We start from the raw sequence: 9,477 nt of genomic DNA on the forward strand, positions 1-9,477 counted from the left end.
TGGCACGACGACAGCCCGGGCGGGCTCATCCCCGCTGGCGCGGGGCGGACCCGCCCTCGTCGGACTGCGTGTTCTCAGCCCCGGGCTCATCCCCGCTGGCGCGGGGCGGACAGTAGCGCGACCTTGTACGACGCCGAGCGGCCCGGCTCATCCCCGCTGGCGCGGGGCGGACTTGCGAGGGTGGTCATGCTGCTGCCTTCGTCTTCGGCTCATCCCCGCTGGCGCGGGGCGGACCGGCCCGCCTCCAGGTCCCGGTCGCGTGCAGAGGGCTCATCCCCGCTGGCGCGGGGCGGACGCGTACTGGCACAGGTCGCAGAGGGCCAGGCCGGGCTCATCCCCGCTGGCGCGGGGCGGACATGCCTGGTCGGTCGACCAGGTCCGAGTAGCCGGGCTCATCCCCGCTGGCGCGGGGCGGACGACCCAGGCGCCGGCGGCCGCGGTGGTGAACGGGGCTCATCCCCGCTGGCGCGGGGCGGACGGTGGCGATCCGGTCGCGCATTGCAGCAAGCAGGGCTCATCCCCGCTGGCGCGGGGCGGACGTGCTTCGGGTGGTCGGGTGCATCGAGAGTGATGGGCTCATCCCCGCCGGCGCGGGGCGGACGAGTGCGGAGTGAAACATGATCAGCACGTCGGGGGCTCATCCCCGCTGGCGCGGGGCGGACACTACCTGACCTGCAAGGATGCCAGACAAAGTGCCGGAATTGGATCACTTTCGTCGTGCCGCATGGCGGGACTTGGCGGCTCGACTCCATCCTTTCCTCAGGGCCGGAGTGGCTTCGCCATCGCTGGGCCGGCGCATCAGCCAGATGCCGTCGAAGTCTTCGGGGACCCAATCGTGTCGATGGAGGCGGTACTCCATCCCCTGCTCATTGTCAGAGCTGTGGACCATGATCGCCCTGCCGTCCTTTGCCAGGTCGAGCACTCGCAGCCACATCAGGTCTCGCACGCGAGCGCTGATCTGGCCGACGAAGACTCCGGGGCTGATCTCCATCAGCCAGCGAGTGAGGTGGCCCCGCAATCCGGCCGGGCAGGCGGTGACGACGAGAACTACCACGGCACCTCCTCCTCCAGCCCGTACGACGTCCCGCCGCGCACCACCCGATCGCCGCCGTCCCAGAGGTGAACCACATTCCACTCCTGCTCGTGGTCCTCCTGGTCGGGAAGGAGCAGGCGCTTCACATCACGGGCGCACCGTTCGAGGACGTGGCCGTTGCGCAGCGCGTCACGGACGGCACGGCGGGTGTCGCCCGGTATGTCGTCACGCGGTTCCGAGGCGATCTGGAACGCGATCGGGATCGCCACCTCGGCCTTGTAGAGGTCGGCGACGTCGAAGACGAACGATCGGGCGTGTCCCGCATGCACGAAGCCGAGCGCCGGAGAGGCTCCGAGAGCGACGATGACGGCGTGCACGACGCCGTACAGGCAGGTCGTCGCGGCCGAGAGCGCCTGATTGATCGCGCTGCCGTCACTAAAGTCCGTCAGCTTGTAGTCCCGACGTCCCCATTCCACGCCCCACTCCTCAGCGAGCTCACGATAGAGCCGGCGTACGCGCGCTCCCTCCTTGCCCCGCAGTTGCTGCATCGTGGCGGTGGAGACGTCCTCACCTGGGAAGCGCATCCCGTACATCGCTCGGGCCACCCGCAGGCGGGCCGACTGGTTGCTGACGGCGGCTGCCTGGGCCCCCACCAGCCGGCTCGACTGCGAGAGTCCACGTCCGTGGGCGTAGTAGCGCACGCCGCGCTCTCCGATCCACACCGCCGTTGCGCCGCTCTCGGCGAGCAGGACCATCGCCTGGTGGGTCACGTTGGTCCCCGGCCCGAGAAGCAGCGCACCGAGAGTGGCGGTCGGGATGTGTACGACGCCGCGCTCGTCGGTCGCGGTGACCGCGTTGCCTTCGCGATGCACCACGCATCGTTCGAGGTAGACGAAGCTCAGCCGGTCCTGGGCTCGGACGAGCTCCGAGATGTCGACCGGTGCAGGGCCGGGGATCGGCTTCATCGCGGGGGAGCCAACGTGATCAGTCCGCAGCCGTAACCCTTCGCCTTGCCGACGCCGTGCGTCAGGGCCGTACGGAACAGCGTCGGGTCGGTGACGGTGAGGACCCCGTCGATGGTTGCACGGTTGAGGGTGACCTTGCGGTTGGTTCCGTCGGTGCCGCGATGGAACGAGATCTCGTCCTGGCCTGTGACATCGGCGTGCGTGAGGCTGAAGCCGAGTCTGCTGCTACGCGATTCCAGCCAGGCCACCTGCTCGCCGGCCCTAAGCCATGGCACGCGCTTGCCGCGCCCGCCGTCCTGCTTCACACTCACCACCGGGTTGGCGGTCAGGCGGAAGATCCACTCCTGTCCGGTCGTGAGGCGGTCCAGCAAGCTGTCGGTCTGGACGCTGCGCCAGGGATCGGGTGCTGTCGTCCAGCCGGCCTGCTCCACGATGTGGGTCAGGTCGGGCTTGGACGGGCTGCTGATCCACAGCTTCTCAGCGTGATCGCTGTGGTCGATGCGCCACAGCACACGGCCCTCAGGACCGTCGGTGGTGCTTCCGGGAGGGAAGCCCAGCATCACCGCAGCGTGCATCCGCTGGGGTGAGCCCAACAGGCTGCGAGTGCCCCGGCGTGCGGGGTTGAGGTTCATCTGGGTCAGGAACATCAGGCACCGCCGTACGCTGCGAAGAAGTCGGGCTCGGATCGGCCCAGCTCGTTGGTGATGCGGGCAGGTTCGGGGCGGATCACATCGCGCCAGCCGTACTCCCGGCGCACCGGATCGAAGCTCAAGGGCACGTCGCGGGCAGTCTCGGCCAGGGGCGTCCCGGGGGCGGCGTCGAGGGCCAGTTCCAGATCGACGACTGTCCCCTGCTGCGTCCGGTACCACTTTGCAGCCTGCCATGGAGCTGCTCGCAGGCACGGTTCGAGGTCACCTTCGTGCACCCCCAGGTTGAGCTGTCCCATTGGCGGGCAGGCCCGCCGTCCGAGATAGAGCGGGAAGTGCGGAGCCTCGACCGCTTCGGCCAGCCCCTCCAGCAGCGCGTGATCTCCCTGGACGCCCGCCACGAAGACCGCGTCGGTGAGGTGGTAGCGGTACGACAGCGGCATCGACTCCTGCTTGCGATCCGACCAGCGGATCGCGGTCTGGAAGTCCCGTTCGATCCGTCCGCGCTGATCGACTCGTACCCCGAAGCTGAGCGCGGCGAGGTCCTCGATCGGGTCGGTACGTCGACGGCCGAGCGCTGCGGCGAGGAGACCGATCACACCGCTCTTGGTGGGCTCGGTGCGGGTGTGGCGCTGGGTGAAGCGGCTGGCGTCGCCCCAGGACTGCAGCGGTCCGGCGAGCCGCAGGAGCAGCACGCTCACGCGGACTCCTGCAGCGCCTCGCGCGCCCGTTCGCCGGCCGCGGTGACCAGGTCCGCCAGGCTCACCGGCTCGCCGAGGCCGTCCAACTCCTTGGCGATGGCGGCGTTGCCGCTGACCAGGTACGACGCCGCCGGCGTCTTGCCGAAGGAGGCCTCGATGTCGTGGGACCGCTTGGCCAGCTCTCGAGCCGAGGTGGTCGAGATGGCCTCGCCCTGCTGCCGCAGGACGGGGCTCTCGAAGGCGCCGGCCAGGTTGATCGGCGCGCGGTCGCGGACCTGCAGGACGACGGCGTCGGGAAGGGTGCCGTTGGCGAAGGTGTTCTGCTTGCCGCTCGGCATGCTCTCGATGAACGACTGGACGAACGCCTCCACCGCGCGGACAGTGGTGTCGACGTCGCCGAGGTTCTCCTCGAGCTGATCCACGTTGATCGTCGCGTAGCGGTACAGCGTGCTCGAGTTGAACTCGATCACGCCGATCATGCCCGCACCGGCGTCCTCCTCGTCGGTCTTGGCATCGTCGACCGCGGTGAAGTAGTCGTACTCCGTCTCGACGGCATGGGTGCTGATCGCGTGGGCGACTTGGACTGCGGCGTCGACGTTGTACGCGGGTGCGTCGGCGATCATCCGACCGAAGAGCGCGACATCGATCCCGTTGCCGTCCTTGAGCGCGTCCTTGGCGGCGGCCTTGTCGATGGTGGTGCCGTCGCGTCCGGTCAGGGCAAGCTCGGCCAGGCGGGCGAGTTGTTGGTTGCTGATGAAGACGAGGTAGCTGCTGAGATCGAGGTCGATCTCGGTCGAGGCCTCGTCGGTGGACTTGCCACGCTTCGGCTTCTCGAACTTGATGCCGGCCGCGGCCGCCATCACGTCTTTCGCCAGTCCGAGTGCCGTCTCGGTGTCGAGCGAGGAGTCGAGATCCCGGATTCGCCCGACCAGGTCGGCCATGATCCGGCGGGTTCGAACGCCCCGGTCGGAGGAATCGAGGTAGGAGCCGAAGTCACGTCGCGTGGCGCGCTTCCAGGCCTGTGAGCTCACTCGTGCCCGCTTGACTCCGCCGAACGTCGCGGTCTTGGGGCTGCCGGTGTCGTCCCGGTTCAGGTTGCTCGACGGGACGGTCTGGAGGATGTGCAGGTCAAGGAAGGTGGTCATGCGTCGTCTCCTGAGTCGGTGGGGTCGGTCGTCGTTGCTGTGTCAGTGGCGGGCGAGTCGGCTTCGGCCCGGACGGGCCGGTGGAAGTCGCGAATCCAGCGGATCCGGACCGAGTCCATGCCGCCGGGGAACTGGAGGTCGTAGAGATCCTTGGCGAGCGCTGCGTAGTCCAGGGGGATGCGCGCGCCGCGAAGTCGGGTGACCAGCGCCCGGAGGTGGGAGAGCACGCTGGTGAGATCGGAGGCACGGGTGAGAGCCCGGAAGCGCTCAGTGACGCCCTGTCCTTCGGAGCCTCTGCTCAACGTCGCCATTGCTCGTCCCAGGCTGTGCGAGTGGCCGCCGTGATGCATGCCCTTGTCCCGGCGGGACTGCTGGTGGGTGGCGAACAAGGTCAGTGCCGCGATCGCCGCTCGCTCCGCCGGACTGGGCTCGTCGCGTTCCCAGATCAGCTTCGGTGGCATCTCGTCGAAGACGTCCCAGACCTGCGGATTGAGCCGGCCGTCGCTTGTCATCGCACGACGGAGGCGGGCGAGGGCGGCTACGGCCTTGGCTTCGTCCTGGCCGTAGCGGCTCTGCAGCTGGCTGGCCCTCGCTCCGACGTACGCCGACAGGACGTCGCCTGTCGTGACTCCATCAGTGCCTGGCGGTTCGGTGGTTTCGGTGGTCACGCTGCATCTCCTTCGGAGGAGGACGGGGCTGGGAATGTGGTGCGCATCTGGTGGCGGTAGACGGCCTCGGCGTGGCCGGCGTTGTAGAAGTACGTCTTGTCGCCTTGTGTCTCTTCGCGACCCGTCCAGGCTGCGGGACCCCCGGCGACGATGAGGTCACGGACGACCGAGGCGAGGGTGCGGCGCAGGAGGTCGTGCCAGACGACCCGGGCGCCGTCGGTCGCTGTTCTGGGCGTCAGAGCACGGAGCCACTGGCGGTAGGGCTGATCCAGGGCTTCGTACGCTCGTTCCCGGGCGCGCCCGCGCGCAGTGGCGATCACATCGCCCGACCCACCGGCCGCCTGGGCGAGCTCTCCTCCGAGGGAGGCGACGAACCGGACCGCCTTGTCGGCGTCGGCGACTGCGTCGACTGCCAGCGCTCGCATGTGCGGGTCGGCCAGCACCCCGACATCGACCTGGAGACGATCGTCGATCATGTCGGCGGTGGTGGAGCTCTGGGGGCCGTAGATCATCCCGATCGTGCGCACCCGGACAGGGACGGAGCGCGCCAGAGCCTCGTCGCCACGCAGGTCGCTCAACCACGTCAGCCAGCGGCCGGGCTTGCCGGACGAACCCGCCTCGCCCTCGGCAAGAAGGCCGGCAAGGCCACGCCAGATCGACCGCTCGGGAAGGTGCTCGCGGGGCATGAAGACGTCGTCGTTCGACTTCTGTGCCTTCTTCTGCGCCTCGCTGTTGCGCCAGCTCGTCATGAACTCGTCGCGGAAGCGGTTGCTGGCGTGGAGCGGGTCGCCGTTGGCGATGAGGACAGCGGTGGCCTTCTCTCCATCGTGTCCCAGGCGGAGTCGGCGGAGCTGCCAGGTCTGGAGGTCGGCGGGACCTGTCGGGTGCAGGCGTGACGTGGCTGCGGTGTGCGCGCTCTGCTCCCAGACCGGCAGATCCAGCGCCGGATCGCTGTCGCGCTTGGCGATGGGGCTGTTCAGGAGCAGCGTCTGAAAGAGATTCGAGCCTTCGATCACGACCACGCCGAGTCGGCCACACCACCCGGTGCCGATCGGATAGCCCTTGCCACCCTTGACCCGATCATCCCCGACAGCGCCGGACTTGATCCCCGACGGGTCGAAGGCCTGACAGTGGATCAGCCACCGACTCGCCTCGGCGAACGTCATCGTGTCGAGAGCGTCGCCGGCGCGGGTGGTGAAGTAGGCGAAACCGGCAGGGACGTCGGCGACCAGCCGTGCCAGGTCGGTGAACTCACCCTTCGCCGTACGAAGGTCGGCGACCTGGAAGAACGGCGTCACCGGGTGGAGCAGGTCGAACCGCTCGCGGTGCGTCTCCACGTATGTGGTGATCGGAGCGGGGTCGAAGGAGCCTCGCTCCCACAGGGCCTGCCACGCTTCGGTGCCCCGAGCATCGGGGTGGCTCCGGCGCAACACCGCGAGAAGCACCCGCAGGACTGCCACGTCCTGGGTCGGCAGCTCACCAGCAAGGGTTGTGATCTCGTGTGCGCGGGCGAAGACGCCGATTAGCGAGACTTCGGTGAGATCGCCGGTGCTGAGCCTTACCCGGATCCACGGCTCGTCGATCAGGTTGAACGTCGTCACGCTGGTGTCTCCTCTCGGGCGACGGTCAGGCCGTCGGTCATGCTGTAGGTCAGGTCGAATCCGGCGACGGAGGCGCGCCACTCCTCGTCGAGGTGCAGGACCAGTTGCCCGGCCAACCACGGGGACTGCTGCCAGCCATCGTGGCCTTCGTTCTCCAAAGCGGTGAGCACTTTGTCGAAATCAGTTGGTGCGAGCGTCATGGTCAGCGGAAGTCGGACCGTGTACGCCGACAGCGCCCTGGCGAGGCGGTTCTCGGGGACAGCCCCGGCGTCCACGGGCAGGGCGGTGCCGCCGCTCGGCGTGCCGTCGTCGACGAAGCGGACCACACCGTCGACCGTTTGGACGACGATCACCTCGATGCCGTCCTCGGAGTCGCGCACCCGGGCAGTCCCGCGCGCGTCCTCAGCGTCCTTGCGAGAGTCCTCCAGCAAGTTGATCAAGTCGCCTTCCAGGTCCTCGATGCTGTCGAGCCGGAAGTGTCCGGCGCGGTCGACCGAGGCCGCCACCTCCTCGCCGTGGAGTGCGTCGGCCTTCTGGGCGCGTCCCCGCCATGCCGCTGCGACACTTGGGTCCACGCGATAGGCGGTCTCGACCAGAGGCCGGATGTCGCCGGGGAGACTGATGGAGGTGGTGGCATCTTCTGTGAGCCCGAGCGCACCCACCGAGCGGAGGAGCCGACTCTCGCCGTACACCGCCCGGGATCCCTTCTCGAAGTCCGGTCCCTCGGCCGTCCACTCGGTGATGCCACGGATCGCTAGGTGCGGTTCGGTCAGGCCGGAGGGGCGCTCTCGTTGATGCCGGTGGAGCCGGCCCGCACGTTGGAGGACGAGGTCGACGGGGGCGATGTCGGTGATGATGGCGTCGAAGTCGACGTCGAGAGACTGTTCCAGCACTTGGGTGCCCACGACGATCCGACGGCGCGGTCGTTCGCCGTCGGGGCCGAGTTCATGGCGGAGATGCTCTTCGCGGGTGGCTCGGTGGGCGGCGATGAAGCGCGAATGATGAAGCTCGACATCGGCGCCGAAGTGCTCGCGCAGGGTCTGAGCGGCAGTCTGGGCACGTGTGACGGTGTTGCAGATCACCGCCACACATCCGCCGTCGGCCGCCCACGTCGTGACCTGTGCGACGAGGGCGTCGGGGTCATCGGACATGTGAGTGACCTTCAGTCGGGTGACGTCGGCTGCGGCCGTCGTGGTCGACTCGGTGACGAAGTCTCCGTCGACAACCGTGACGAGCGGGTACGCCGTGCTGGGGACGATTGAGGTTGGAGCGAGTCCCAGCCCGGCACGGTAGGCGTTGACCAGCTCCGCCCGCTGAGAGCTGGGCAGCGTCGCCGAGAGCAGGATGACAGGGACGCCGTACGCCGCCAGCCATTCCAGCGCGCGCCGCAGGAACGTCCGCATGAAGTCATCGGCAGCATGGACCTCATCGACGATGACGACCTTGCCCGCGAAAGCGAGGTGGCGCAGCGCTACATGCTTGGACTGCAGCGCCATGAAGAGGAGTTGGTCGATCGTGCCGACCACCATCGTCGCGAGGACCCCCTTCTTCCTGCCCGTGAGCCAGGAATGCACCAGCGCGGTGGCGCGGTCGTCGGACAGGTCGTCGTCGTAGACAGGAGTGAGGTGGTCGATCCGAGTCAGGCCCGCGTAACCATCGTTGAGCCCCGCCTTGCCGTGGGCGAGGTGGATCGAGGTCGGCCCTGAATCCAAGTGATCGACCCAGGTCAACACCCTGCGGAACATGCCGTCAGAGGTGGCCATCGTGGGTAGGCCGACGAAGAGACCCCCGCAGTTGAACCGGCTTGCCAACACCTCGGCAGCCATCAGCGCGGCCTCGGACTTCCCGCTGCCCATGGCGGACTCGATGATGATCAGCGGAGCCTGGGAGGTCGTGCGGGCGGCATCGACCGCCAGGTCCTGCATCGGGCGAGGTGTGGTGCCGACTCCTGGGAAGCGGAGGGGCAATAACTCTGCCGCCGTGGCAGTGGCTCGATCGGGACGCCACGCGGCGGGCAACTGCAGGAGGTCCCAGGCCTCTGCGGCCCGACGTGAGTCAGCGTCACCGAACGGAAACAGGTCCGTGTTGGAGGCAAGCCAGTCGCACACGATGACCGCCCCCGTCAGGAGCGCCTGCGTGGTGGGACTGATCCGGTGGTTGGCCCAGACCGGGAGGTAAGCGGTGGCTCCGGCGTAGGTGGCCATCCCGTCCAGAATTTCATTCTGTACGTCGACCCATGTGCCCATCCCGACAAGGTGCGGTCGGTCGGTGACGAACTCGATCTGGGAGCTGGTGGGCGGCACACCGTGGTGGCCACCGACGACCACCGCGTAGGACCTGGCTGACGTGGGGGACGCTCCGTACCGCTCACGGAGCCAGCGGACCATGATGACGTGGCCGACGAGGCCGTGAGGGGCCTTGGCGAAGTCGGAGCGGGCTTGGGGGAGAACGAGGCCGTGGACGTGCATGTGGTCGGCCAAGGTGGGCACTTTGGAGGCGAAACTGGGTGATGTCTTGCCGCAGTCGTGGCTGGCCGCGAGCCACCGCAGAAGGGCTCTGCCATCCTGAGCGTCCTTGGGCAGATCGGAATCGATCTGATGGCGGGTATGAAGCGGGAGCCATTCCCAGACGAAGTCCGCCACGTCGGCGGAGTCGATGAGGTGCTGAACCAGCGGGAGCCAGTCATCACCGTCGAAGCCGGAAGACTTGCCCCAGAC

The 9,477-nt window shown here is 68.2% G+C and carries 8 protein-coding genes and 1 CRISPR repeat array (1 of these 9 only partly in view); all 8 genes read right to left on the reverse strand.

From position 1 onward, the window contains the following. Window positions 1–662: direct repeats of the CRISPR family, unit length 28 nt; unit sequence GGCTCATCCCCGCTGGCGCGGGGCGGAC (it extends 2,907 nt beyond the left edge of the window). Between the two features lie 44 nt (window positions 663–706). Beyond that, window positions 707–1,054 (reverse strand): type I-E CRISPR-associated endoribonuclease Cas2e, encoded by a 348-nt coding sequence (gene cas2e / locus Q1V88_RS08575; protein ID WP_300680468.1) that lies wholly within the window; start codon window positions 1,052–1,054, stop codon window positions 707–709. Further along, window positions 1,048–1,998, reverse strand: coding sequence for a type I-E CRISPR-associated endonuclease Cas1e (gene cas1e, locus Q1V88_RS08580; protein ID WP_300680470.1), 951 nt, complete (start codon window positions 1,996–1,998; stop codon window positions 1,048–1,050). The genes cas2e and cas1e overlap by 7 nt, the downstream gene beginning before the upstream one ends. Next, the gene (cas6e, locus tag Q1V88_RS08585) at window positions 1,995–2,645 is read right to left on the reverse strand and encodes a type I-E CRISPR-associated protein Cas6/Cse3/CasE (protein ID WP_300680472.1); all 651 of its coding nucleotides are present in this window, start codon (window positions 2,643–2,645) and stop codon (window positions 1,995–1,997) included. The genes cas1e and cas6e overlap by 4 nt, the downstream gene beginning before the upstream one ends. Next, on the reverse strand, window positions 2,645–3,346 hold the full coding sequence (gene cas5e, locus Q1V88_RS08590) for a type I-E CRISPR-associated protein Cas5/CasD (protein WP_300680473.1): 702 nt from the start codon (window positions 3,344–3,346) through the stop codon (window positions 2,645–2,647). Before cas5e ends, cas6e begins: the two co-directional genes overlap by 1 nt. After that, on the reverse strand, window positions 3,343–4,491 hold the full coding sequence (cas7e, locus tag Q1V88_RS08595) for a type I-E CRISPR-associated protein Cas7/Cse4/CasC (RefSeq protein WP_300680475.1): 1,149 nt from the start codon (window positions 4,489–4,491) through the stop codon (window positions 3,343–3,345). Before cas7e ends, cas5e begins: the two co-directional genes overlap by 4 nt. Further along, entirely contained in the window at window positions 4,488–5,159 is a 672-nt protein-coding gene (casB, locus tag Q1V88_RS08600) for a type I-E CRISPR-associated protein Cse2/CasB (protein WP_300680477.1), read from the reverse strand. The genes cas7e and casB overlap by 4 nt, the downstream gene beginning before the upstream one ends. Further along, on the reverse strand, window positions 5,156–6,760 hold the full coding sequence (casA, locus tag Q1V88_RS08605; protein ID WP_300680479.1) for a type I-E CRISPR-associated protein Cse1/CasA: 1,605 nt from the start codon (window positions 6,758–6,760) through the stop codon (window positions 5,156–5,158). The genes casB and casA overlap by 4 nt, the downstream gene beginning before the upstream one ends. Then, window positions 6,757–9,477 (reverse strand): CRISPR-associated helicase Cas3' (gene cas3 / locus Q1V88_RS08610; RefSeq protein WP_300680480.1); only part of this gene is annotated, 2,721 nt, incomplete at its 5' end. The genes casA and cas3, both read right to left, overlap by 4 nt.

Origin of the sequence: Nocardioides sp., from assembly GCF_030150155.1 — a bacterium.
Classification (GTDB): domain Bacteria; phylum Actinomycetota; class Actinomycetes; order Propionibacteriales; family Nocardioidaceae; genus Nocardioides.

What these genes read in the sequence shown, in the direction of transcription:
- cas6e (WP_300680472.1), bottom strand. Translation starts at nt 2,645, where the DNA reads ATGTTCCTGACCCAGATGAACCTCAACCCCGCACGCCGGGGCACTCGC.
- cas7e (WP_300680475.1), bottom strand. Translation starts at nt 4,491, where the DNA reads ATGACCACCTTCCTTGACCTGCACATCCTCCAGACCGTCCCGTCGAGC.
- cas1e (WP_300680470.1), bottom strand. Translation starts at nt 1,998, where the DNA reads ATGAAGCCGATCCCCGGCCCTGCACCGGTCGACATCTCGGAGCTCGTC.